Annotated in this window: 23 protein-coding genes; 5 read left to right on the top strand and 18 right to left on the bottom strand. The window is 72.0% G+C overall.

Annotated features, from left to right (window positions below):
* From AB0K02_RS16550 to AB0K02_RS16540, 3 genes are all read right to left on the bottom strand, one after another.
* Positions 1 to 589, bottom strand: a 589-nt coding sequence (locus AB0K02_RS16550) for a transcriptional regulator (RefSeq protein WP_365993140.1), incomplete at its 3' end; no start/stop codon positions are given.
* Positions 586 to 999 carry a hypothetical protein gene (locus AB0K02_RS16545; protein ID WP_365993139.1) on the bottom strand — a complete coding sequence of 138 codons (414 nt, stop codon included), beginning with the start codon at positions 997 to 999 and terminating at the stop codon, positions 586 to 588. The genes AB0K02_RS16550 and AB0K02_RS16545, both read right to left, overlap by 4 nt.
* Before the next feature lie 423 nt (positions 1,000 to 1,422).
* On the bottom strand, positions 1,423 to 1,866 hold the full coding sequence (locus AB0K02_RS16540; protein ID WP_365993138.1) for a protein-tyrosine phosphatase family protein: 444 nt from the start codon (positions 1,864 to 1,866) through the stop codon (positions 1,423 to 1,425).
* Between the two features lie 143 nt (positions 1,867 to 2,009).
* Here AB0K02_RS16540 and AB0K02_RS16535 point away from each other — a divergent pair, with 143 nt between their 5' ends.
* The 3 genes from AB0K02_RS16535 (at position 2,010) to AB0K02_RS16525 (ending at position 3,660) form a co-directional block, all read left to right on the top strand.
* A complete protein-coding gene (locus tag AB0K02_RS16535; RefSeq protein ID WP_365993137.1) occupies positions 2,010 to 2,819 on the top strand; it encodes a methyltransferase domain-containing protein in 810 nt (269 codons plus the stop codon).
* Between the two features lie 53 nt (positions 2,820 to 2,872).
* Positions 2,873 to 3,223, top strand: a complete 351-nt coding sequence (locus AB0K02_RS16530; protein WP_365993136.1) for a VOC family protein — start codon at positions 2,873 to 2,875, stop codon at positions 3,221 to 3,223.
* A gap of 86 nt (positions 3,224 to 3,309) precedes the next feature.
* Positions 3,310 to 3,660: a DUF6204 family protein gene (locus AB0K02_RS16525; RefSeq protein WP_365993135.1), complete on the top strand. Its 351-nt coding sequence runs from the start codon at positions 3,310 to 3,312 to the stop codon at positions 3,658 to 3,660.
* Here AB0K02_RS16525 and AB0K02_RS16520 read toward each other — a convergent pair.
* Both AB0K02_RS16520 and AB0K02_RS16515 read right to left on the bottom strand, forming a co-directional pair.
* A complete protein-coding gene (locus tag AB0K02_RS16520) occupies positions 3,626 to 4,183 on the bottom strand; it encodes a GNAT family protein (RefSeq protein ID WP_365993134.1) in 558 nt (185 codons plus the stop codon). The two genes, AB0K02_RS16525 and AB0K02_RS16520, sit on opposite strands and share 35 nt — an antisense overlap.
* 91 nt (positions 4,184 to 4,274) lie before the next feature.
* Positions 4,275 to 5,732 (bottom strand): MFS transporter, encoded by a 1,458-nt coding sequence (locus tag AB0K02_RS16515; protein ID WP_365993133.1) that lies wholly within the window; start codon positions 5,730 to 5,732, stop codon positions 4,275 to 4,277.
* A gap of 207 nt (positions 5,733 to 5,939) precedes the next feature.
* Here AB0K02_RS16515 and AB0K02_RS16510 point away from each other — a divergent pair, with 207 nt between their 5' ends.
* Together AB0K02_RS16510 and AB0K02_RS16505 are read left to right on the top strand one after the other, a co-directional pair.
* A complete protein-coding gene (locus AB0K02_RS16510; RefSeq protein WP_365993132.1) occupies positions 5,940 to 6,686 on the top strand; it encodes a GntR family transcriptional regulator in 747 nt (248 codons plus the stop codon).
* A gap of 43 nt (positions 6,687 to 6,729) precedes the next feature.
* A complete protein-coding gene (locus AB0K02_RS16505) occupies positions 6,730 to 7,797 on the top strand; it encodes an adenosine deaminase (protein WP_365993131.1) in 1,068 nt (355 codons plus the stop codon).
* Here the strand turns inward: AB0K02_RS16505 and AB0K02_RS16500 are convergent.
* The 13 genes from AB0K02_RS16500 to AB0K02_RS16440 form a co-directional block, all read right to left on the bottom strand.
* Positions 7,787 to 7,990 carry a DUF397 domain-containing protein gene (locus AB0K02_RS16500; protein WP_365993130.1) on the bottom strand — a complete coding sequence of 68 codons (204 nt, stop codon included), beginning with the start codon at positions 7,988 to 7,990 and terminating at the stop codon, positions 7,787 to 7,789. The genes AB0K02_RS16505 and AB0K02_RS16500 overlap by 11 nt on opposite strands.
* On the bottom strand, positions 7,987 to 8,823 hold the full coding sequence (locus AB0K02_RS16495) for a helix-turn-helix transcriptional regulator (protein ID WP_365993129.1): 837 nt from the start codon (positions 8,821 to 8,823) through the stop codon (positions 7,987 to 7,989). The genes AB0K02_RS16500 and AB0K02_RS16495 overlap by 4 nt, the downstream gene beginning before the upstream one ends.
* 269 nt (positions 8,824 to 9,092) lie before the next feature.
* Positions 9,093 to 10,874 (bottom strand): CocE/NonD family hydrolase, encoded by a 1,782-nt coding sequence (locus AB0K02_RS16490; protein WP_365993128.1) that lies wholly within the window; start codon positions 10,872 to 10,874, stop codon positions 9,093 to 9,095.
* 148 nt (positions 10,875 to 11,022) lie between these two features.
* Positions 11,023 to 11,958, bottom strand: a complete 936-nt coding sequence (locus tag AB0K02_RS16485) for an LD-carboxypeptidase (RefSeq protein ID WP_365993126.1) — start codon at positions 11,956 to 11,958, stop codon at positions 11,023 to 11,025.
* On the bottom strand, positions 11,955 to 13,952 hold the full coding sequence (locus AB0K02_RS16480; RefSeq protein WP_365993125.1) for a prolyl oligopeptidase family serine peptidase: 1,998 nt from the start codon (positions 13,950 to 13,952) through the stop codon (positions 11,955 to 11,957). The genes AB0K02_RS16485 and AB0K02_RS16480 overlap by 4 nt, the downstream gene beginning before the upstream one ends.
* 13 nt (positions 13,953 to 13,965) lie before the next feature.
* Positions 13,966 to 15,303: a M20/M25/M40 family metallo-hydrolase gene (locus tag AB0K02_RS16475; RefSeq protein ID WP_365993124.1), complete on the bottom strand. Its 1,338-nt coding sequence runs from the start codon at positions 15,301 to 15,303 to the stop codon at positions 13,966 to 13,968.
* A complete protein-coding gene (locus AB0K02_RS16470) occupies positions 15,296 to 16,132 on the bottom strand; it encodes a M55 family metallopeptidase (protein WP_365993177.1) in 837 nt (278 codons plus the stop codon). The genes AB0K02_RS16475 and AB0K02_RS16470 overlap by 8 nt, the downstream gene beginning before the upstream one ends.
* Before the next feature lie 357 nt (positions 16,133 to 16,489).
* Positions 16,490 to 17,716, bottom strand: a complete 1,227-nt coding sequence (gene rocD, locus AB0K02_RS16465) for an ornithine--oxo-acid transaminase (RefSeq protein ID WP_365993123.1) — start codon at positions 17,714 to 17,716, stop codon at positions 16,490 to 16,492.
* A complete protein-coding gene (gene ddaH, locus AB0K02_RS16460; protein WP_365993122.1) occupies positions 17,713 to 18,543 on the bottom strand; it encodes a dimethylargininase in 831 nt (276 codons plus the stop codon). The genes rocD and ddaH overlap by 4 nt, the downstream gene beginning before the upstream one ends.
* 139 nt (positions 18,544 to 18,682) lie before the next feature.
* The gene (locus tag AB0K02_RS16455; RefSeq protein WP_365993121.1) at positions 18,683 to 19,192 is read right to left on the bottom strand and encodes an Lrp/AsnC family transcriptional regulator; all 510 of its coding nucleotides are present in this window, start codon (positions 19,190 to 19,192) and stop codon (positions 18,683 to 18,685) included.
* Between the two features lie 38 nt (positions 19,193 to 19,230).
* Positions 19,231 to 20,004, bottom strand: a complete 774-nt coding sequence (locus tag AB0K02_RS16450; protein WP_365993120.1) for a hypothetical protein — start codon at positions 20,002 to 20,004, stop codon at positions 19,231 to 19,233.
* Positions 19,988 to 21,583 (bottom strand): VWA domain-containing protein, encoded by a 1,596-nt coding sequence (locus AB0K02_RS16445; RefSeq protein ID WP_365993119.1) that lies wholly within the window; start codon positions 21,581 to 21,583, stop codon positions 19,988 to 19,990. The genes AB0K02_RS16450 and AB0K02_RS16445 overlap by 17 nt, the downstream gene beginning before the upstream one ends.
* Positions 21,583 to 22,827 (bottom strand): hypothetical protein, encoded by a 1,245-nt coding sequence (locus tag AB0K02_RS16440; RefSeq protein WP_365993118.1) that lies wholly within the window; start codon positions 22,825 to 22,827, stop codon positions 21,583 to 21,585. The genes AB0K02_RS16445 and AB0K02_RS16440 overlap by 1 nt, the downstream gene beginning before the upstream one ends.
* Between the last annotated feature and the right edge of the window lie 177 nt (positions 22,828 to 23,004).

Genomic DNA, 23,004 nt, shown 5'->3' with positions numbered 1-23,004 from the left:
GTGTCGCTGACATCTGTCTCCTTGTCAGGTCCTGTGGGGAGAGAGGGGCGAGCGGCAGCAGCTCCCGCTGCCGGCGGGGTACCGCCGCGTGGGCGGATCCGGGGCGCAGCGGAGCGGTGTCGACCTCGGGGTAGGGCCACACGGTGTCGAGCAGTCCGCGCCGCCTGCGGGCCTCGCGGGCGACGTCGGCCGCGGGCACGGGGCGGATGCTGCCGATCCAGTGCGCGACGCCGTAGCGGAAACGGGTGGGGCCGCTGGTCGGCGCCAGGGCGAAGAACGCGGCGTCATGGAGGGCGCCGAGGTGGCAGATCTCCAGTTCGCCGTCGGCCAGCTGACCGCTGTCGACGAGGAACCGCGCCACCTCACGGCGGGCGCCCGCCCGGGCGACGGCCTCCTCCCAGCCGGTGCGCGCGAGGCGTCCACTCGCGGTGAGCAGGACGTCGATGCCGGGCGCGGCCGGGCTCTCGGCGTGCACGACCTGACCGTCCGCCAGATAGAGCGCGCCGTGGTCGCGTACGAGGACGCCGGTGGCCCGTTCCTCGGCGAGCCGGGCGAGCATCGGGGAGACGGCACTGGCGGCGGAGGTCATCCGAGCACCAGCCGCTCGGCTATGTCGGCCATGCGCAGTCTGGCCAGGGCCAGATTGCCGGTCTCCCGGTCGAGCCAGAGATGCAGGAACACACTGCTGTCGAACGTGGTCTCCACGAAGCGCATCACGTGGTAGCCGGTGCGGGTGGTGACGATGACGTCCTCGACCGGTAACTCCTTGGCCCCCGTGTTCGTCAAGGCTCCGGCGGCGCTGCCGTCAGGCGCGAACGACGGGTACTCGGCGGCGATTCGGGCCAGTTCGGCGGTCTCCGCCGCCGTCGTCTCCACGTCACCGCCGGGCGTCTCCCCGACGGCGCCGAGGGCGAGGCCGCTGGTCCAGTCCACGATGGCCGCTCCCCGTGCCCCGGGCACCACCATCGCCTGCAGCAGACACTCGTCGATTCCGGGCACGCGGAACTCCCCTCCCCGCCTCGGTACGTCCCGGCCCGCACGGGTGCGCGCCGGTGACGGTGAGGTTACGCAACGTGGCGACTATGGGGGGGAGTTCCGGCAAATTCGTCTGGGAATTGCCCGGGACGGGTAGGGTGCGCTGCCGAAAACCGGCGCCCGGCCGGGCGGCGGGCGTGGGGATCGGGAGGCAGGCACGTATCTCCGGAGTCCGGAGACGACCTGCACGCTGCCCGCGACCTGCCCGGCGGTCACGACGGATCCCATGGCCCCGGCGGTGGCACCGGCCGCGCCCCGCGATCCGGTGGGCCGGGACGGCCGGCTGCCCCGAAAATCGGATCGACGCAGCCCCCGCGCGTCCCGCACCATGGCACAGCGCGCTTCGGCGGCCGGCCACGGGGGTGCTGGTCGCCGGGGCCCTGCCGTTCAGGTTCTCGCGGCGTCCGTGAAGCGCTCGGCGTAGCGCCGCTGCCACGGCGTCTCCACGGCGTGCCGGTCGTAGTGGGCACGGACGTACGCCACGGCCTCGCCGGCCGGGACGCCGTCGAGAACGGCCAGGCAGGCCAGGGCGGTTCCGGTCCGGCCGCGGCCGCCTGCGCACGCGATCTCGACACGTTCGGCCGCCGCCCTCTCCCAGGCCTCCCGCAGCATGTCCCGCGCCTGGTCGCGGTCCGCGGGGAGGCGGAAGTCCGGCCAGCGCAGCCAGCGCGTCTCCCAGTCGGCGGTCGGCGGCTGCTTGCCGAGCAGGTACACGCCGAACTGCGGCAGCTGCCCCGCGGGCAGCGCGTGTCGCAGGCCGCGACCCCGGACGAGCCTGCCGGAGGGGAGTCGGAGCACGCCGGGTGCGGTCGGGTTCCAGGTCTGCGTCATCCGCCGATTGTCGCCTTCACCACGGCCGTTGTCCGCCCATCGCCCGATGCACTCGACCCTGTGTCCATACTTCGAGATGGCCATCTCGAATAACAGGACGCACGCGATACGGTGAGCACCCACCTCAGCGAAGGAGAACGGCCATGCCGAAGGAGACCGCCGTCTACACCCACGGGCACCACGAGTCCGTGCTGCGCTCGCACACCTGGCGAACCGCCGAGAACTCCGCGGCGTACCTCCTCGGCGAACTCCGGCCGGGGCTGGACGTGCTGGACGTCGGCTGCGGACCGGGCACGATCACGGCCGACCTCGCCGCGCTCGTCGCGCCGGGACACGTCACCGCGGTGGACGCGGCGCAGGACGTCCTGGCGCAGGCCCGCGCACATGCCGAGGGACGCGGACTCGACACCGTCACCTTCGCGGTCGCCGACGTCCACGGCCTCGACTTCCCCGGCGACTCCTTCGACGTCGTCCACGCCCACCAGGTGCTGCAGCACGTGGGCGATCCGGTGCAGGCGCTGCGGGAGATGCGCCGGGTGTGCCGTCCCGGCGGCGTCGTCGCGGCACGCGACAGCGACTACGGCGCCTTCACCTGGTTCCCCGAACTGCCGGCGCTGACGACGTGGCAGGAGCTGTACTCCCGGGTGGCGCGCGCCAACGGCGGCGAGCCCGACGCCGGCCGCAGGCTGAAGTCCTGGGCCCGCGCCGCGGGCTTCACCGACATCACGGCGACCGCGGGCACCTGGTGCTTCTCGACGCCCGAGGAGCGGGCGTGGTGGAGCGGCCTGTGGGCGGACCGCACGACCGCCTCGGTGTACGCGCGGATCGCGGTGGAGGGCGGCCATGCCGACGCCGGGCAGCTCGCCGCGATCGCGGACGCCTGGCGCGCCTGGGGCGCCGAGGACGACGCCTGGTTCATGGTCCCGCACGGCGAGATCCTGTGCCGCGTGTGAGCGTCCCGCGGGGCCCCTGACAGGGCCCCGCGTCGCCAACTACCCTCCTGCGTATGGAGATCCTCGGAACCACCCTCCGTATCTGCGTCGACGACCTGGAGGCGTCGGCCGCCTTCTACGAGCGGCTCACGGGCGCGCCGCCGCTGCGTTTCGAGCGGGGCGGCGTCCGGGTCGCGGCGATCGGTTGCTTCCTGCTGATGAGCGGCCCGGAGTCGGAGCTCGATGTGCTGCGCAAGGTGGCGGCGACGATCGCGGTGAAGGACGTGGACGAGGCGTACGAGACGCTCACCGCGGGCGGTGCCCGGGTCGTCGCCGGCCCGGTGCCGACGCCCGTGGGGCGCAACCTGATCGCCGTCCACCCGGACGGGTCGGTCTTCGAGTACGTGGACCGCAAGGAGGCCTGACGGACGGGAAATTCCGCGGGGCGCACGCGGTGTCCGCCGTAGTCTTGACCGCCGGCGCGGCGGAGCGAGGCGGAGGGGCGCGGACGATGAGCACGCGGCACACGTACCGGGTGATCGTGCGGGGCAGGTGGGACGGTCTGACGGAGGAGGGGCGTGCGGCGCTCCTCGCGGACGTCGGCGGCCACGGCCTCGCAGCGGCGAGGTTCACCGAGGAGGGATCGCTCGCCTACGACAGCGCGCTCAAGCACTTCACGTACCGCTTCGTCGTCGTCTCGGACGCGGCGGACGGCGAGGAGACGGCGGCGGCGATCGCCGAGTACCGCGCGGAGAGCGCGCTCTCGGCGCTCGGGCACGGCTACCGCGATCTGCGGTCGTCGGCGACGGACATGGACACCATGAAGATCAACGACCGGCGGGCGCGGTCATCTCGCGGGTGATCGCCCAGCGTTCGTGGTCGCGCCAGGCGCCGTCGATGTGGAGGAAGTCGGGCGAGTAGCCCTCCAGCCGGAACCCGGCCGACCGTACGAGGCCGATGGAGGCAGTGTTGCCCGGCTGGATGTTGGCCTCCAGGCGGTGCAGCCCGAGCGGGCCGAAGGCGTGGCCGATGAGGAGGCGCAGCGCCTCTCCCATGAAGCCGCGTCCGGCGGCGTGGGCGAAGGTTCCGTAGCCGAGCGCGCCGCTGAGGAACGCGCCCTCGACGATGTTGTTGATGTTGATGAACCCCGCGATGGCGCCGGTGCCGCGCTCACAGACGAGGAAGCCGGCCTTCGCCGGATCCTCGATGAGCCTCCCGGCGTAGGCCGCGTAGGCGTCCGCGGTGAGCGGCGGGAACAGCCAGGGCCGGTGGTGCCCGGTGGACTGCCGCGCGCGCTCGGTGAACTCGTCCGCGTCGTCGTGGGTGAAGGGACGCAGGACGATCCGGGCACCGGACACGGTGTCGGGGGCGGAGGTCGACGGCATCGCGCCAGCCTAGCGAGGGTGTCGCCCCGGGGCCCGGGGGGCGGCCGCGGGCCGCAGGGTGTGTGCGCCCCGCGGCCCGCGCCGAAGGCGGTCAGTGGTGGGCGAGCACGAGCGGGGACTCGCCCTCGGCATCGGCGTCCGCCGGGTCGGGCCGCTGGATGAGCAGCGAGGTGACGACGCCGATGCCGAGGAGCGCCAGCGCCGTGTACATGGCGTGCTGGTAGCCGGCCGCGGTGGGCCCGTGGGCGTCGCTGCCCGCCGTGATCATGGTGGAGGCGAGGGCGATGCCGAGCGATGCGCCGATGCCGAAGCAGGCGCCGTTCAGGCCGGAGAGCGAGCCGGGCTTGTCCTTGGGCGCGGTCGTGACGGCGAGGCCGTTGAGGCCGGTCAGCATGAAACCGCCGTACGTCACGCCGAGCGCGGCGAGCGAGGCCACGAGGATCCACTCGTGGTGCAGGAAGACCGTGGCGAAGACGAAGATCACGAAGTTGGCGACCGCTCCGGTCACCACGATCCGGCGCCAGCCGGCCTTCGGTCCCAGCCGCCCGGTGAGGGGCGCGGAGACCACGCCGATGAGCTGGATGGGGGTGAGGAAGAGGAAGGCCGCGGCGACGGCGGACAGGCCGAGGCCGACCCGGGCGTCCTGCGAGAACAGCGGGATGGTGAGCGCGATCGCGCCGAACGCGCCGCCGAGGGTGCAGATCGTGGTGATCAGCAGCGGCCAGGCACGGCGGGAGGCGAGCACGTCGATGTCGATGACCGGGTTGGCCGCGGACTTCTGCGAGACGACGAAGAGGACGAGGGCCAGCAGTCCGCCGAACAGGAACGCGAGGGTCAGCGGGGAGGTCCAGCCCCAGGCCGCGCCCTGGGCCAGGCCGACGAGCACACCGGTGAGGCCGACCGAAAGTGCGGTGATGCCGCGTGCGTCGAAGGGGGCGTCGGCCGTGGTCGGGGGCACGTCGGGGACGTACCTGCGGACACCGATCAGGCCGGCGACGGCGATGAGCGTGGAGCAGACGAAGATGCCGCGGAAGCCGATCGTGTCGGCGATCTGGCCGCCGCCGACGGCGTCGACACCGGCGAGTCCGCCGTTGACGGCGGTGATGATGCCCGCGGCCCGGCCGAAGCCGGCCGGGCTGAGCACCTGGTTCAGGGTGAGGAAGGCGAGCGTGAACATCGCGGCGGAGACACCCTGCAGGATGCGGCCGGCGATGAAGATCTCGATGTTCGGTGCGAAGACGCACAGCAGGTTGCCCGCGATGAGCACGAACGCGCAGACGATCATCATGGGCTTGCGGCCGCGCTGGTCGCTGAGGCGGGCCAGGGTGACCTGGCCGATGGCGGCCATGAGGAAGAACAGCGTCTGGGAGAGGCCCGCGGCCGCCGTGGTGGTGCCGAGGCGCTCGATCACATCGGGCAGTGCGGGGCTGAGCATGGTCGCGTTGATCTGGTAGCCCAGCACGGCCAGGACCATGGCCAGCAGCATCGGGCCCCGGCCCGCGAGATCGGATTCGGACCCGGAACGCGTCCGGCCGAGCGTGATCGACATGTCGGCCCCTTTGCCTTGGATGTCATGCCTCGAGATACGTGCGGTGCTTGTCAGACAAGCACGCCCCACAGGGTGGAATCTACGTGCGTAGAACGTCAAGCCCTTCGTGACGTGACGCACAACGTCCCGCGATCGACGGAGGTCCGCCGCGTTGCCCAGGAGGGGCGCGCTCGCATAACTTGCTGACAAGTGAGCCGAGGAGGGCCAGTGGCAGTCAGCGGGCAGCAGCGGAGACCGGTCGTGGTCCTGTACGAGCGGATCGCGGACGCCATCCACGACGGCACCTATCCGCCGGGGTCCACCCTCCCCTCGGAGCCGCGCCTCGCCACCGAGCTGGGCGTGAGCAGGCCGGCCCTGCGCGAGGCGCTGCTGCTGCTCCAGGAGGACGGCCTGCTCTCGGTGCGCAGGGGCGTGGGCCGCACGGTCAACGACAGCCCGCCCAGGCGTGGTTACGAGCACATCCAGCCCCTGGAGGACCTGCTGGGCGCGGGGCAGGCGCTGCGGGTGCGGCCCCTGCTGCGGACCGTGGAGGAGCCCACCGACTTCACCACCCAGCACCTGCTCGCGCCCGCCACGGCGGAGCTGCGCTTCTGGGAGTCGGTGCTGACCGGCGACGGCGCGGCGGCGGCGCTCAGCCAGGAGTGGGCGGCCGCGGAGGAGACCCTCCAGCGGCACCACCCGGACTTCGCCGAGGCTCTGCGCTCGGCGCCGCAGGCGACCTCCTCGATGCTCTCGGTGCTGGCGGCCGCCTCACGGGGCACGCCGCTGACCGCGCACAGCGGCATCAGCGCGACGCTGCTCGGCCGGCGCCGCGGCGAGCAGCTGGGGCGCCCTGCGGACACACCCGCCGTGCTGGTCACGCAGGTGGTGCGGGTGGACGGCATCCCGCTGCTCGCGGCCAAGCACATGCTCCCGACGGGCGCGCCCGCCCTGCCGGTCCTCCAGTCGAACTGACGCGCCTCCCGCATCGCCGGGAGGTGCCGTACACTCCCGATGCATGCACTTGTCTGACATCCAGCGCGCTCCCAAGGTGGTCCTCCACGACCACCTCGACGGCGGTCTGCGCCCCGCCACGATCATCGAGCTGGCCCGCGCCTGCGGCTACCGGGCCCTTCCCACCGAGGACCCGGAAGCCCTCGCCGTCTGGTTCCGCGACGCCGCGGACTCCGGCTCGCTGGAGCGCTACCTGGAGACGTTCGCCCACACCTGCGCGGTGATGCAGACCCGCGAGGCACTGGAGCGCGTCGCGGCCGAGTGCGCGGAGGACCTGGCCGCGGACGGCGTCGTGTACGCCGAGGTGCGGTACGCGCCCGAGCAGCACCTGGAGGGCGGGCTCACGCTCGACGAGGTCGTGGACGCGGTGAACGCGGGTCTGCGCGAGGGCGAGCGGCGCGCGGGTGGACGCATCACGGTGCGCGCCCTGCTCACCGGCATGCGGCACACCGACCGCTCGCTGGAGATAGCGGAGCTGACCGTCGCGCACCGCGAGCGCGGCGTCGCGGGCTTCGACATCGCGGGCGGCGAGATCGGCAACCCGCCGGCCCGGCACCTGCCCGCGTTCCAGCACCTCAAGCGCCACAACTGCCACTTCACGATCCACGCCGGCGAGGCGGTCGGCGCCGAGTCGATCCACGAGGCGGTGCAGGTCTGCGGCGCCGAGCGCATCGGTCACGGGGTGCGCATCACCGACGACATCACGGTCCACGACGACGGGACGGCCACGCTCGGCCACCTCGCCTCGTACGTGCGCGACAACCGCATCGCGCTGGAGGTCTGCCCGACCTCCAACCTCCAGACGGGCGCGGCGAAGTCGTACGACACCCACCCGATCGACCTGCTGCGCCGCCTCGGCTTCCGCATCACCCTGAACACCGACAACCGTCTGGTGTCCGGGACGGACATGAGCCTGGAGTTCGTGCACATGGCGGAGGCGTTCGGCTACGGCCCCGAGGTCTTCGAGGAGTTCACGGTCGCGGCGGCCGAGGCGGCGTTCCTTCCGCTGCCGGAGCGGCAGCGCCTGATCGACGAGGTGATCCGCCCGGGCTACGCGGCGCTCAGCGCGTAGCCTCCGCCACGAACCGCGCCCAGCTCGCCCGGGAGACGCGCAGTCCCGGGCGGGCGGTGTCCTTGGAGTCCCTGACGTGGACGGCGTCGACGGACGCGGCGACCTCGACGCAGTCGCCGCCACCGGACCCGCTGTAGCTGCTCTTGCACCACGTCAGCTGGTCCGGCCCCTGTGCAGCCTGCTCGGTGCTCATGCCTCTCCTACCCGACGTTCGATGAGACGCGCAGACTCCTCGGCGTTCAGGGCCTGCGAGCGCAGCTTGCCATACCGCAGGGCAAAAGCACTGACCTTTGCAGAGTCGCTGACGACCACGCCCGTTTCCTGCGACTCCACGTATCCCACCATCTGGTGCTCCAAGGTCTCCAGAACGACGAAGGCGCCGTTCAGGCCCGGATGGAACCCCCTGCCGGACGGCATGACCTGGATCTCCACGTGCCGTGACGCGCCGACCTCCAGAAGACGTTGAAGCTGCCCGCGCATCACGTCCGGCCCGCCGATCGGATTGCGCAGCGCCGCATCCTCGATCACGAACGACAGATCGACGAGCGGCGTACGCGCCAGCAGCTTCTGCCGGTTGAGGCGTGCCTCCGTGTGCTGCTCGATGATCTCGTCGTCCAGCGGCGGACAGTGCCCGGCGAACAGTGCCCGCGCGTACTCCTCCGTCTGCAGGAGCCCCGGCACGAGCAGCGGATCGTACGAGAACCTGCTCACGGCCTCCGTTTCGATCAGCGCGAAGTCCCGGAAGAACGCGGGCAGTTTGGCCCGGTCCACGTCGTCCTGGAGGACGGCCAGCGCCCCGCCTGCGTCCAGAACGCGCTCCGCCGCCTCCGTGAACGCGGCCTTCGCGGGGCGCCGGCCCTGCTCGATCGATGCCGCCTGCTCGTACGAGTAGCCGACGGCATCCGCGAGGGCCTGTTGGGTGTAGTGCGCCCGCTCCCGGAAGAGTTTGAGCAGCTTGCCGTAGCCGACCCAGATGACCGGCCGGTCGTCGTCCTTGTCCCGCTTCTTCGTGCGGCTGTTCGCCATGAGCCCACGCCCCCACGCCAACGTGCCTGTGCCTGACACCGGTTGAACGGCCCTCGGCACGTCGTCGACACGGGCCTCGGCCCGTACAGGACCGCGCCCGACCCGTACAGCACCTCCACGCCCCTGCTCCGTCGTCCGTAATGTCTGCGCAACGGCGCCGGCGCCCCCGCAGCCCACACCCCGGCCGTAGGTCCGCGGCGACGCCGGTGCTCCCCTGTGCACGGACACCGTCGCGGCCGCACGGGGCCGGTGTGGGCCCGCGAGCAGCCTCAGTGCACCGATCCCCGCACCACCGGCAGTTCCAGCACCCCTGTGTCCTCGGGCGCGCTCACGACTGTCACCGGCTTGACGCCGCGGTTGCCGAAGTACGCCGTGTCGCTCGCCGCGATCACGAACTCCAGCCGGTGGCCCGTCTCGTAACGGTGCGCGATGCCCGGCAGGTCGACGGTGAACGGCCTGGTCACGTCCGGTACCCGGACGGGGGCGACCAGGCGGTTGACGAGGGTCCTCGTGCCGTCCGGGGCGATGTCGTAGACCTTGGCGAACAACACCAGCTTGTCCGCCGCGTCGTTCGACTGCTGGACGCGTTCCGTCGCGGGCGAGACGACTTCGAGCCGCGCCCTGGGCGCGCCGACCACGTCGACCGGGGCCGTCAGCGGTTCGCTGCGCCAGCCCAGGTAGGTGCCTGCGGTGTCGTACGGCTGCGGATCGGGCAGGCCGACGACGCCGGACAGGGACGACTCGGAGTGGCTGGTGGGCACGAGCCAGTTGGCGTAGGTGCGGCTGCCGCGGGCGACCTTCGCGCGGGTGTCGACGAGCTTGCCGTCACCGGAGAGGTAGAGCTTCTGGGACAGCGACGGGACGGCGCCCGCCTCTCCGTAGCCGCTCTGCCAGTCACGGTAGTAGGCGAAGGCGGGACCGGTGTCCGCGTCCGCCTGCTTGTGCAGGTACCGGTCGAACCAGGCGAGGATGCGCCGCCCCACGTAGCTGGTCTCCAGATTGCCCTCGCCGATGTTGAGCTCGCCGGACGACGGGTCCGTCATGCCGCCGCTGTGGCCCCAGGACTGCCAGATCATCTTGGTCTCGGTGCCCTGGGCCCTGAGCGTCTCGTAGCTGGCCTGCGCCTCGTTGAGGGTGAACAGGCTGTCGGCCTGGCCCTGGACGAGCAGGGTGGGCGCCTCGACGCGGGGCAGGTAGGAGACGGGTGACACGCTGCGGGCGAAGCTCTGCATGTCGTCGACGCGGTCGGCCGGGTAGCTGCCGGAGTTGAGCATGCGCAGGGTGTCGCAGGCCCGGGTGACGAAGTGGACGCAGTCGAGCGAGTTGAAGCGGGACAGGTCGAGGCTCGGGTCGGTCAGCGGCTGTCCCTCGCCGATGAGCCAGAAGCCGTCCGCCCACTGCCACTTGAAGGCACCGGGGACGGACGTGTCCCTCACGTTGTTCGGATCGATCGAGCGGTTGAGGTCGTTCCAGGTGATGAGGGGGACGAGTGCGTCCACGCGGCGGTCGACGGCGGCGGTGGCGAGCTGTATCGCGCCGCCGTACGAGCCGCCGATCATGCCCACCCGCGGGTCACCGCTGCCGTCCTCGGTCACGAAGTCGATCGTGGTGCCGTCGTCGGCGGGGCGCGTGCCGGCGAGGAAGTCGATCAGCCGTGAGGCCGCCCGGCCGTCGATCTCCGGGTCGTCGAGGGAGACCAGGCAGCCGGACCTGCCGAAGCCCAGTCCGGAGTAGGCCAGAGCCACGTAGCCGCGAGCGGCGAACGCCCTCGCCGTGTCCGCCGTGCCGTCCGACTTGCTGCCGCCGAAGCCGTTGGTGGTGAGCACGGCAGGGGCGGTCCGGTGGGTGCCGACGCCGGCCGGACGGTAGAGGTCGGCGTCGACGACGCAGGTCCTGCCGCCCGCCTCGACGGTGAACTCCAGGGCGGTGACGGTGAATTCACCGGCTGGTGCGGCGGCCGCGGCGGGGGACACGAGCGTGAGGGGTGCGAGCAGCGCCGTCCCCGCGGCCCGTACGCAGGTCTTGTGGCTTGCGGACCGGGCACGCGACACGAGGACCTCCACGTCGAGGACGCCATACCGACCAGTAAGCAGGTGGCGCGCCCATGCTGTGACACGTGTCAGACGCACGTCAACGCTCGTGCGGGCACTTCTTGACGGGAATTCAGCGGCCGTGCTCTTCCGGTGCATCGGCCGGCCGTCACAGCAGCGCCGGTACCTCCAGCGTGAGCGTCCGGGCGTCGGCGTCCAGCGTGGCCGGTACCCCCAGCGGCATCGTCAGCGCCGTCTCGCCGTGTCCGAAGCCGAACTCCTCCACCACCGGAACGCCGAGTCCTCCCAGCCGGTCGAGCAGCACGGCCCGCACCTGCTCGTACGGCCCGCACTCGGCCCACGACCCCAGCAGCACCCCGCCGACGCCCGACAGCCATCCGGAACGCAGCAGTTGGGTGAGCATGCGGTCGATGCGGTAGTCCTCCTCCCCCACGTCCTCCAGCAGCAGGAGCCCGCCGCGGGCGGACGGCCGGCCGTGCGGGGTGCCGACATCGGCGGCCAGCAGGGCGAGACAGCCCCCGAGGGTGACGCCGCTCGCCCTCCCCCCGGTCATCGTGCGGGCCTGCGGCAGGCCCTCGACGGTGCGCACCGACTCCGGCTCGAACAGGGTGGCCCGCAGCGACTCCCGGGTGCGGGCGTCCTTCAGGAACGTGGCCGCGCCCACCATCGGCCCGTGCAGCGTCGTGAGTCCCATCCGGACGGCGAACGCCTCGTGCAGCGCGGTGACGTCGCTGTATCCGACGAACACCTTGGGCCCCGCCGCCCGCATCGCCGTCCAGTCGGCCAGATCCACCATGCGCTGGACGCCGTAGCCGCCGCGGGCGCAGATCACCGCGGAGACGGAGGGGTCGCACCACGCCTCGGTGAGGTCCCGGGCGCGGGCCCCGTCGTCGCCGGCCAGGTATCCCAACCGGGCGTGGGTGTCGCGCACATGGGGCATCACGACGGGGTCGAGGTCCCAGCCGCGCAGGATGCCGAGGCCCTCGTCGAGACGCTCGTCCGCCACGGGGCCGCTGGGCGCGACGACGGCGACCCTGGCGCCCGGCCTCAGCCGCGCGGGCCGGCGAAGCGGTTCACTTGTCACTTCCTGAGCTCCAGCGCGGGGATGTCGGACCGGGTGATGCCGAAGACCTGGGTGTACAGGGCCAGTTCGGCCTCCAGGGCGCGGACCATCGTCTCCACCCTGCGGAAGCCGTGGCCCTCGCCCTCGAAGGCGATGTACGCGTGGGGGACGCCGCGTCCGGCCATCTGCGCCAGGAACCGTTCGCTCTGCGCGGGCGGGCAGATGACGTCGTCCAGGCCCTGCAGCAGCAGGAACGGTGCGGTGACGCCGTCCACGTGGGTGAGCGGCGACCGTTCCCGGTAGCGGCCGGGGACCTCGGCGAGCGGGCCGACGAGCGATTCGAGGTACCGGGACTCGAAGTCGTGCGTCTCTCCGGTCGCCCAGGAGAGCAGGTCGAGGACGGGATAGATGATCGTCCCGCAGGCGTACACGCTCGTGGTGGCGAGCGAGGCGGCCGCCGTCCAGCCGCCGGCGCTGCCGCCGCGGATCGCCAGACGCCGCGGGTCGGCTGTGCCCTCGTCGGCCAGCGCCTCGGCGACGGCCGCGCAGTCCTCGACGTCCACCACGCCCCACTGCTCGCGCAGCCGGTCCCGGTACGCACGCCCGTAGCCGGTGGAGCCGCCGTAGTTGACCTCGGCGACCCCGATGCCGCGCGAGGTGAAGTAGGCGATCTCCAGGTCGAGTACGAGCGCGGCGCGGCCGGTGGGGCCGCCGTGCGCCCAGATCACGTACGGCGGCAGCTCGTCGTCAGGCGCGACCCGGTCCGGGCTGTGCGGCGGGTAGATGTGGGCGTGGATCTCCCGGCTGCCGGGGCCGGTGAAGGTGCGGATCTGCGGCTCGGGGTAGTACGCGGGGTCCACCGGGTCGTCGTGGGCGCTGCCGATGACACGGGTCCGGCCGGTGCGGGTGTCGAGCTCGACGATCTCGTACGCGCTGCGCGGGCTGGCGGCGACGCCGACCACCCGGTCGCCGCAGACGGCGAGCGTCGCGGCCCATTCGCTCCACGGGCCCGCGGCGTCGACGAGTTCGCCGGTCTCCGGATCCAGTATCCCGAGCGCGGTGGTGCCCCTGCCGTGGACGACGGCGACCAGCCCGTTGTCGAGCGGATGGAACCACTGCGAGCCGATCTTCCACAGCGGCCCGCCGAACTCCTCGCGCCGGCCCGGGCACAGGGCGGTGGCGTTCCCGAAGGCGGCGCCCGCCGGGCGGATGCGGCGCAGCTCCCACCAGTTGGCACGGTCGGAGGCGAACAGCAGGGAGCCGTCCGGGGCCCAGTCGACCTGGCAGACCGACTCGTCCGCCTCGCCGACGACCGTGCGCACCTGCGTGAACGGTCCGCCCTCGGTCACCTCGCCGAGCATCACGACCGTGGCTTCCCACGGCATCCGCGGATGGTCCCAGGCGATCCAGGCGGCGTGCCGGCCGTCGGGCGAGACCTTGGGGCCGGTGACGAAGCGGTGCCGGTCGTCGCTGAGTTCGCGGACGGCGCCGCGGTCGTCGGCGGCCGAGCCGTCGAGCGGCACGGCCGCGATCACCCGGCGTACGTCGGTGGGCGACTCGCCGGTGAACTCCTCCAGGACGCACCAGACCTCGCCCTGCTCGATCTGCAGCCGGGGGTCGGCCCACCGCAGTCCGCCGCCGACGGACGAGGTGGGGGTGAGCGGTCGCGGCCGCGCCCCGGGCAGGTCCGGCTCGTACGCGTACAGCCGCTGGTCGGGGAAGTGGACGAAGACGATCAGCGGACCGCCGTCGGCCCGACCGGTCCCGGCCCAGGGCAGGCCGCCGTACTCCATGACCCGGCTTCGCACGTTCCAGGGTGCGTGCAGGACCAATTCCTCGCGGCCGTCGGGGCGCCGGCGCATCAGGGTGCGCCTGCCGCCCTCCGCCGGGCGTGGCGCGGTCCACCACACCTCGTCGCCGACGATGCCGAGGTGGTCGGGCTGTCCGTCGTGCGAGGCGGCCAGGGCGGCGCCGATCGGCGAGGGCCAGGTTCCGTAGGGCCCGGTGGGTACCATGTGCCGCTTCTCCCTAGGCGCTTCGCAGGTAGTGGTCGAGCACGTGGACGCCGAAGTGGAGGGCCTCCACGGGAACGCGTTCGTCGACACCGTGGAACATGGCCGCGTAGTCGAAACCGGGTGGCAGCTTCAGTGGGGAGAAGCCGTAGCCCGTGATGCCGAGCCGGGAGAACTGCTTGGCGTCGGTGCCGCCCGGCATGCAGTACGGCACGGTGCGGCCGTCCGGGTCGAACCGCTCGACGGCGGCGCGCAGCCTGGCGAACGTCGGGGAGTCGACGGGAGCCTGGAGCGGCACCTCGCGGTGGTGGAACTCCCAGTCCACGTCCGGTCCGGTCAGCCGGTCCATGGTCGCGGCGAACTCGTCCTCCGCACCGGGCAGCATCCGGCCGTCCACGTACGCGGTGGCCTGACCGGGAATCACATTGATCTTGTATCCCGCATCCAGCATGGTCGGGTTGGCGCTGTTGCGCACGGTCGGCTCGACCAGGGCCGCGGCGGGACCGAGCTTGGCGATCAGCGCGTCGGCGTCGAAGCCGGGCGCGTGCACGTCGGTGTCGATGCCGTGCAGCACGGCCAGTTCGGCGAGGGCCGCCCGTACGGTGGGGGTGAGCCGTACCGGCCACTCGTGGTCGCCGATCCGGGCGATGGCGGCGGCGAGCCTGGTCACCGCGTTGGCCCGGTTCACCTTGGAGCCGTGGCCCGCCGTGCCGCGCGCGGTGAGCTTCAGCCAGGCCGTGCCGCGTTCGCCGGCCGCGATGGGGTAGAGCGTCATGCCGGGGACCGCGTGGAAGGAGAAGGCTCCGGACTCGCTGATCCCCTCCGTGCAGCCCTCGAAGAGGCCGGGGTGGCTGTCGGCGAGATAGCCGGAGCCGTCGATCGCGCTGGCCTCCTCGTCGGCGGTGTAGGCGATCACGATGTCGCGCCGGGGCCGGATGCCGTGCCGCGCCCAGGCCCGTACGACGGCGAGGACCATCGCGTCCATGTTCTTCATGTCGACCGCCCCCCGGCCCCACACCACCCCGTCGCGCACCTCGCCGGAGAAGGGGTGGACGGTCCAGTCCGCGGCCTCGGCGGGGACGACGTCGAGGTGGCCGTGGACGAGGAGGGCGTCGGCGGAGGGGTCGGTGCCCTCGATGCGGGCCACGACATTGGTGCGGCCCGGTGTCCGTTCCAGGAGGGCGGGCCGGAGTCCGGCGGCCGACAGCCGCTCGGCGACGTATTCGGCGGCGGGTCGCTCGCGGCAGTCGCCTGCGCCGCGGTTGGTGGTGTCGATGCGGATGAGTTCGGAGGTGAACGTCACCACTTCGTCGAGGGCCTGGGCGTCCATGGGCGTCGTCGTCACGTCAGCCATACTGCTCCTCCACGGCCGCGGAGACGATCGTCGTGACCGCCTTGAACGTGCGAATGCCGTCGTACATCGTCTCGCTGGTGTACGCGACGCGCCTCTCGCCGCGCGTCCGGGCCACACCGGGGACGACGGTCGCGGCGGCGGCCAGGTGCTCGGCGTCGAACTCCAGCTCCACCGTGAAGGGTCCGCCGCGCACCGGTTCGTGCCGCACGGCGAGCGCGGCGGCCTCCTTGGCGGCGGCCCGGATCTCGGACGCGGTCCTGGCCGGGGTGCGGCAGACGGCCGCGTAACGCGAGACGTGGTCCTTGACGGCGACCTTGAGGGCGCCGGGCGCGTAGCCGAGCGCGTCCTCGCAGGTGAGGTCGTCGCCGGTGACGAGGACGACGGGGACGCCGTACTCGGCGACGACATGGGCGTTGAGCAGTCCCTCGCTTGCGCGTACTCCGCCCAGCCATACGCCGGTGATGGAGTTGGCGAGGTAGGTGTGGGCGAGGACGCCCTCCGAGCCGGCGCCGGTGTGGTAACCGACGAAGGCGATGCCGTCGACGTCGCCGTGCTGGACGCCCTCCACCATGGACAGCGACTTGTGGCGGCCGGTGAGCATCTGGGCGCGCTCGTCGAGCTGTTCGAGCAGCAGATTGCGCATGGACCAGTGCGCCTCGTTGATGAGGACCTCGTCGGCGCCGCCGTCGAAGAAGCCGAGGACGGCGGCGTTGACGTCGGAGGTGAACAGGGAACGACAGCGTTCCCACTGGGGGGTGCCGGGCAGGACGTCGGCGGGCCATGTCACCCCCGTGGCGCCCTCCATGTCGGCGCTGATCAGGATCTTCACAGCCACTCTCCGTTCCACGGGTGCGGGGTGCCCAGGGGCGCGAGTTTAGGCCCTCCGCACCTCTCCCCCGTGGCCCTTCGGGCACGGAAGGTCCCCCCGCTGCGGTGTCGTCAGTCGCCGACGCTCCGCGTGGACTCTCCCCTGGGGGGCGCCTCCCAGCGGTGGCTGGGGGACTTCGGCCGGGAGGTGCCCCGTCCTCCGCCGTGCGATGCGCCCCCAGGCCCCTGCGGGCCTGGGGAGACCTCATGCACCAGGCCCTCCCCCTACGCCCTGCGGGCGTGGGCACACTCACTGATCCGGACTGATCCGAAAGAGCGGACCTGCACCGGATAGTGACTGTTCAGGAGGTGTCCGCGGCTATCGGCCGAGCACCTTTTCCAGGGAGGCGAGCGCGGCCTCCAGCTCCTCGCGGGTGATGGTGAGCGGCGGGGCGATCCGGATGGTGGAGCCATGGGTGTCCTTGACCAGGATGCCCTCGGCCAGCAGCCGTTCGCTGATCTCGCGCCCCGTGCCGACCGCCGGGTCGACGTCGACGCCCGCCCACAGACCGCGGGCGCGGAAGCCGACGACACCCCGCCCGGTCAGCGCGGCGAGGCCGTCGCGCAGGACGGTGCCGAGGTCCGCCGCCCTGCGCTGGTACTCGCCGGTGGCCAGCAGGTCGACGACGGCGGAACCGACGGCCGCCGACAGCGGGTTCCCGCCGAACGTGGAGCCGTGTTCGCCGGGGCGCAGCACTGACATCACCTCGCGCCGGGCGACGACCGCGGAGACGGGGACGATGCCGCCGCCGAGCGCCTTGCCGAGCAGCAGCATGTCGGGAACGACGGACTCGTGGTCGACGGCGAGCGTGGTGCCGGTGCGGCCGAGGCCGGACTGGATCTCGTCCGCGATGAACAGGCAGTTCGCGCGCCGCGTCAGGTCGCGCACGCCGGTCAGGTAGCCGTCGTCGGGGATGACGACGCCCGCCTCGCCCTGGATGGGCTCGATGAGCACGGCCGCGGTGGTCTCGTCGATCGCCGCCTCGAGCGCCGCGAGGTCGTTGTAGGGGACGACGCGGAAGCCGGGCGTGAAGGGACCGAAGCCGCCGCGCGCGGTCTCGTCGGTGGAGAAGCTGACGATCGTGGTGGTGCGGCCGTGGAAGTTGCCGTCGGCGACGACGATCGTGGCCCGGTCGGGCGCGACGCCCTTGACCTCGTACGCCCATTTGCGGGCGACCTTGACGGCGCTCTCGACGGCCTCGGCCCCGGTGTTCATCGGCAGGGTCATGTCGAGGCCGGTGAGGGCGGCGAGGCGCTCCGCGAAGCCCGCGAGCCTGTCGTTGTGGAAGGCGCGCGAGGTGAGGGTGACCTCGTCGAGCTGGCGGTGGGCCGCGGCGATCAGATCCGGGTGGCGGTGGCCGAAGTTCAGGGCCGAGTAGCCGGCCAGCATGTCGAGGTAGCGGCGGCCCTCGACGTCCTCCACCCAGACGCCCTCGGCCCGGGCGACGACGACCGGCAACGGGTGGTAGTTGTGCGCGAGGGTGGTCTCCTCGGCGCGGATCAGCTCGGCGGAGGAGCGCTCGGTGCGCTGGGGAGTGAGGGTCATGCGCGGATCTCCTGGGTGCAGCACTTGATGCCGCCGCCGGACTTGTGGAACTCCGACAGGTCGACGGGGACGGGGACGTAATCGTGGGCTTCGAGGCGGCCGATGAGCCCTTCGGCCTGCGGGGCGACGAAGACATGGCGGCCGTCGGAGACGGAGTTGAGCCCGAAGGCCATGGCGTCCTCACGGGTCGCGGTGATGGCGTCGGGGAACAGGCGCGCCAGTACCTCGCGACTTCCGGGCGAGAACGCCTCGGGGTGGTAGGCGATGTTCGCCTCGCCGTCGCCGCTTCCGTCGTCGAGCACGAACAGCGCGGTGTCCAGGTGGTAGAAGTACGGGTCGACCAGCTGGAGGCCGATCACCGGGACGCCGAAGAACTCCTGCACCTCGCGGTGCGCCGCCGGCGTGGTGCGAAAGCCCGTGCCGGCGAGGACGAAGCCGCCGACGGGCACGAGGTCGCCCTCGCCCTCGCACACCGACTCGGGCCGGTGCACCTCGAATCCGGCGGACTTGAACCAGGTCTCGTACGCGGCCTCCTCGGGCCTGCGCTGCGGCGCGTGGAACCGGGAGCCGAAGACCCGGCCGCCGAGGACGAGCGCCGAGTTCGCGGCGAACACCATGTCCACGAGGCCGGGCTCCGGCTTGACGTGCTCGACGGTGTGGCCGAGGTCTCGGTAGGTGCTGACGAGGGTCTGCCACTGGGCGCGGGCCAGGTCGTGGTCGACCTCGACGCCCTCGCGCATCCAGGGATTGATGGCGTACTGCACGTCGTAGTACCGGGGTTCACAGACCAGGTAACGCCTGGGCCGGAGCACACGTCTTTGTGGCACCGAGGGATTCCTCCCGCTTCGTCTCGATGTCCGGTGGAGGTCTCCACGGTAGGAATCGGGACGGAGCGGCGACAAGAAACAAGAGCTGCGTGTACGCGCAGGAATGCTGCGTTTTCGGGTGCCTCGGCAGCAGTTCGCTTCACGCCTCGCCGGAAGGGGGTTCCTCCATGGTCGCGGCCCTGCCCGCACCGGCCTCCGGACTGGAGGTGAGCAGGTGGGAGAGCACCATGTAGCTGATCGTCTTGCGGATGAACGGCTCCGCCCGGATGCGCTCCAGCACCTCCTCGAAGTGCTCCACGTCGGTGGCCCGTACGTGCAGCAGCGCGTCCGCGCCGCCGGTCACGGTCATCGCGGCCATGATCTCGGGGTAGTCGCGCACGACTTCGGCGAGACGGCGCGGCGGCGCCGCGCCGTCGCAGTACACCTCGACGTACGCCTCCGTGCGCCAGCCGAGGGCGGAGGGGCGGACCGTCGTGGTGAACCCGGTGATGATGTCGGCCTCGCGCATGCGGTCGACGCGCCGTTTGACGGCGGTCGCCGAGAGGCCGATCGCGGCGCCGATCTCGGTGAAACTCGTCCGCGCGTTCGCGACGAGAGCGGCGACGATCTTGCGGTCCAGATCGTCGAACGGCGCGGATCTGTTGGTCATGGCGCATTTCCTCCGGACGGCCCTGCTGCGCGCGGACCCTATCGGAAGATGGCCATGGCCTGCACTTCGAGCACCGAGTCGGCCGCGTTCCAGTCCTGCACCTTGCCCAGGCAGCGGGCCGAGAACGTGCCCTGCGGGACCTCGTTGCGCAGTCCCTCGGTCGCGCAGGTGACGCGGACCCGCGGACCGGACGACGGGTCGTCGGTGTCGCCGTAGGGGGCGAGGAAGACCGTGGACTCGGGCGATTCGCCGATCTTGCGGAACCGGCCGCGGATGAGCACGAAGTCCTCGATGTCGCGCAGCCGCACGGTCTGCGCCGACGAGGCACCGGACCGGGGACCGTTCGCCAGCGCGCGGGCGAGCGCGGCGTTGCGCCGCACCGTTTCGCCCACGAGGTCGACGTGGACGATGACGTCCTTCTTCTCCAGGACGTCCATGATGACGCCGATGACGGAGATCGGTTCGGCGACCTCCATGTACTTGCTGACGATCTCGCTGTTGTCCTTGCGCCCGCCGCCCGCGCTCAGCCCGAAGACCTTCGCCCGTACGCTGCCGTCCTTGCTGTCACTGGTGCGCTGCTCGACCTCCTTGCGCAGCGCCGCCGCGTAGCCGCGCATCTGGTAGTGGTCCATGACGGACCGGTCGTGCAGGTAGAAGCAGATGCTGTACGTCAGGTCCCGGCCGCCGCGTCCGCCCCGGACCAGACGCCTCACGGTCAGGACGAGCAGCGCCGCGGCGCCCGCGGCCGTCATCAGCCACAGGAGCATCCAGGGGTACCACACGCCCCACCATGCCTCACTGAACACACCCACGGATCTCCTTGAATGCGCTGAGGAGGGAACGGCCGGTGGCGTCGACCATGCGGCCGCCCGTCGCCCGTGCCCCCCGGTCCAGTTCCTCGTCGTCCGCCTCGCCGTAGCGGACGGTGTAGGTGCGCACCGCGCGGGTCTCCTCCGGCAGCCGCGCGTGGCGGCGGACGAAGGCGTCGAGACCGATGCCGGTGTTGTTCTCGCCGTCCGTCATCAGCACGATGGAGACGCTGCGCCCCGGCCGCTCCCGCAGGGCTGCGGAGGCGCTGCGGTAGGCGGCCTCCAGGGAGGACCAGACGGCGGTGCTGTCGTCGAAGTCGTCGGACCCGACGAAGCCGCGCAGGCGGTCCAGGTCCCCCCGGTCCTCGTACGTGACGCTGCGCTCGTCCAGTACGCGGCCGCCGAAGCGCATCACGGTCAGCGTCTCGCCCCGGTAGAACCGCACGAACTTGCCCGAGGGCGAGTCGTCCGCGCCGGCGAGTCCGTCGAAGGTGGCACGCAGCCGTTCGATGCGTTCCCCGCGCATCGACGTGGAGAAGTCGAGGAGGAAGATCACCTGGGCGGTCCGGTCGCGATGCGGGTCCCCGTAGTCGTCGAGGAGCCGGTCGACGACCCTCTGGTCGTCGGGGAAGTACAGCGCGTTGCCGACGTCCTCGCGCAGCGGCGCGATGCGCGGCACCGCCGGATCGATCGGGCGGCGCATGGTGCGTTCCATGATCCGCCGCTGGACGGGTTCGCTGCGCAGCCACTCCACCAGCCGGTCGTACGCGGCGCGCTTGGCCGGGTCGAGGAGGAGCAGGGGGTAGTCGGACAGGACCATCCCGTCCTTGGGGTGGACGATCTCCAGCGGTTCGCGGAGCCGGCCGCTCCTGTTGAGCACGAGCAGTTCGGACTCGTAGGTGATCAGGGCGTTCAGCTCGCCCTGCCGGGCCACGTAGCCGTCGGCGAGCGAGCCCGAGGCGTCGCTGGTGAGCACGTGTCCGGCGAAGAAGCCGCGCAGCCGGTCGCAGGAGACGTCCGCCGGGCGCAGGGCGGTGCCGGTGCCGGCCGCGGCGGTCGCCACGCCGACGAGCGCCGCGAGGCCGCTGTTGCTGTGGCGCGGGTCGGCCATCCCGAACCGCAGCGAGCCGTCGGCCGCGGCGTCGGCCGCGTCGGACCAGGAGATCTGGCCGTCCGGGGCGTTGCGGCGCAGCCGGTCTGCGACGGCGCGCTTCATGCCGATGACGACGGGCGAGCGCATGGTGTTGGTCGCCAGCGGCCTCTCGCCGCTCGCGCCGTTCGCCTTGGACCGCAGCAGGTAGTACCGGTCGGACGACAGCCACGCCAGGTCGTGCCGGCGGGGCCCGGGTCCGGCCAGCTCGTTGCTGGCGTCCACCGTCCCCCGGTGGTCCATCTCCAGCCTGATGCCGGTCTCGCGGCGCAGGTCCTCCAGCAGGGGCGCCATGTCGGCGAGCTCGGTGCTGGCCAGCACGCTGAGGGTGACCGGGTCGGGGCGGTTCGTGGAGCAGGCGGTGGCCGCGGCGAGCCACAGGCCCGCCAGGCACAGGGCGACCAGCCTGGTCGCGCCGCGGGGCGCCGCCATCAGCGCTGCCCGGACGCGCCGTCGGCGGCGGGGCAGTCCCCGACGGCGGAGATCATGCGCTCCAGGTACCGCAGCCGCGGCATGGCCGTCCTGGTGTCGTCGCCGTCGATGGCGGGCGCGGGGACTTCCCGCTCCTGGAGGAAGCCCGTCAGCTGGTCACCCGCGACGAGGCCCGCGGTGTCGAGGATGCGGAAACCCAGTTCCATGGCGCGGCGCCGCAGCTCCGGATCGCGTGTGATCAGTTCGCCGAGCCGGTCGCCGTCCTTGGTGAGGGCGATGAACTGCGGCTGGGTGACGAACTGCCCGGACGGGTAGAGCAGCACGCGCTGCGCGTCCGGCTTGCCGTACTGGCTGCGGTACTTCACCTGGTAGGCGAGGTACTGGTGCTCGTAGCCCACCACCACCGGGGCGATGTTCTTGCCCTCGGGCGAGAGGTAGGTGCGGAAGACGTCGGCAGCGGGCAGACCCTGCTCCATGAGGTGCCGGATGTCCCGGCCGCGTTCGTCGGCCTCCCGGTCCGTGTCCGGCACCTCGTCGCCTCCGCCGTTCCAGGTGAAGGCGACCAGCGCGAGGTAGGTTCCCGCGGAGTTGGAGCCGCAGACGTCGGGGGTCTGGGCGACGATCCGGTTGGCGTTGGTGATGCCGTGCCGCCGGACCCCGATGTCGTTCCAGCGGCGCTTGTCGTGGATGTGCTGGAGGAACTTCCGCATGTCCAGCACGTAGTAGAACGGCTGGTCCGGCCCGGACCCCGGCTGTGCGGTGGCGATGCCGGCGTCCACGAGCGTCTCGGCGTACTCGCGATAAGTGGCGAGTGCGATGGGGCTGACGAACGGACGGTGGACCTTGGCGTACTGGTTCGCCGCCGCGCGCTCGCCGGTGATCAGGTCGCCGGCCGGCTGCCCGGAGGGGAAGACGAAGTCGTACGAGGAGATGTCGTGGACGGCGACCTCGCGGGAACCCGAACTCGTGATGTGCACGCGTAAGTGATGCTTCATCAGGATGCGCTGCACCTCTTCGTCCTCGAAGAAGTCACGCTTGGAGGCCATCTTGCCCTCCAGTGTGACGACCCGTTCGAGGGGCAGCAGGATGTTCCCCGACACGGCCAGTGCCGTCGTGCCCGTCAGCACGGCGGCCAGCAGCGGGAGGACCGTCAGGAGGAAGCTGCGCCGCGACCAGGACGAGCGCGACTCCCGCCTGATCCCCAGCCGCGGTTCCTCGGCGGTCCGTCTCTCCCCGACCTCCACGGGCCCCTCCCCCTCGTCCCCGGTGTCACCTCAGGCACCATCCTTTCACCTTCGGGTGACACTTCGGGGGCCTCACGGCCACCGTCAGGTGAACAGCCCGACTCCCGTCGCGGGCAAGGCGGTTGCCCGAGATGACGGCTTGTCCGAGCACACCCGGTCCACGCGACCCGGGCACCC

Origin of the sequence: Streptomyces sp. NPDC049597 (assembly GCF_040675505.1) — a bacterium.
Classification (GTDB): domain Bacteria; phylum Actinomycetota; class Actinomycetes; order Streptomycetales; family Streptomycetaceae; genus Streptomyces.
Note: the sequence above shows the minus strand (reverse complement) of the source record. Positions and strands in the feature narration are given on the sequence as shown.

Bases quoted from the DNA above. Each gene is read 5' to 3' on its own strand.
- AB0K02_RS16455 (WP_365993121.1), bottom strand. From the start codon at position 19,192: ATGACCAACAGATCCGCGCCGTTCGACGATCTGGACCGCAAGATCGTC.
- AB0K02_RS16445 (WP_365993119.1), bottom strand. From the start codon at position 21,583: ATGGCGGCGCCCCGCGGCGCGACCAGGCTGGTCGCCCTGTGCCTGGCG.
- AB0K02_RS16480 (WP_365993125.1), bottom strand. From the start codon at position 13,952: ATGGTACCCACCGGGCCCTACGGAACCTGGCCCTCGCCGATCGGCGCC.
- AB0K02_RS16475 (WP_365993124.1), bottom strand. From the start codon at position 15,303: ATGGCTGACGTGACGACGACGCCCATGGACGCCCAGGCCCTCGACGAA.
- AB0K02_RS16520 (WP_365993134.1), bottom strand. From the start codon at position 4,183: ATGCCGTCGACCTCCGCCCCCGACACCGTGTCCGGTGCCCGGATCGTC.
- AB0K02_RS16500 (WP_365993130.1), bottom strand. From the start codon at position 7,990: ATGAGCACCGAGCAGGCTGCACAGGGGCCGGACCAGCTGACGTGGTGC.
- AB0K02_RS16540 (WP_365993138.1), bottom strand. From the start codon at position 1,866: ATGACGCAGACCTGGAACCCGACCGCACCCGGCGTGCTCCGACTCCCC.
- AB0K02_RS16515 (WP_365993133.1), bottom strand. From the start codon at position 5,732: ATGTCGATCACGCTCGGCCGGACGCGTTCCGGGTCCGAATCCGATCTC.
- AB0K02_RS16495 (WP_365993129.1), bottom strand. From the start codon at position 8,823: ATGGCGAACAGCCGCACGAAGAAGCGGGACAAGGACGACGACCGGCCG.
- AB0K02_RS16530 (WP_365993136.1), top strand. From the start codon at position 2,873: ATGGAGATCCTCGGAACCACCCTCCGTATCTGCGTCGACGACCTGGAG.
- AB0K02_RS16505 (WP_365993131.1), top strand. From the start codon at position 6,730: ATGCACTTGTCTGACATCCAGCGCGCTCCCAAGGTGGTCCTCCACGAC.
- AB0K02_RS16525 (WP_365993135.1), top strand. From the start codon at position 3,310: ATGAGCACGCGGCACACGTACCGGGTGATCGTGCGGGGCAGGTGGGAC.
- AB0K02_RS16535 (WP_365993137.1), top strand. From the start codon at position 2,010: ATGCCGAAGGAGACCGCCGTCTACACCCACGGGCACCACGAGTCCGTG.
- rocD (WP_365993123.1), bottom strand. From the start codon at position 17,716: ATGACCCTCACTCCCCAGCGCACCGAGCGCTCCTCCGCCGAGCTGATC.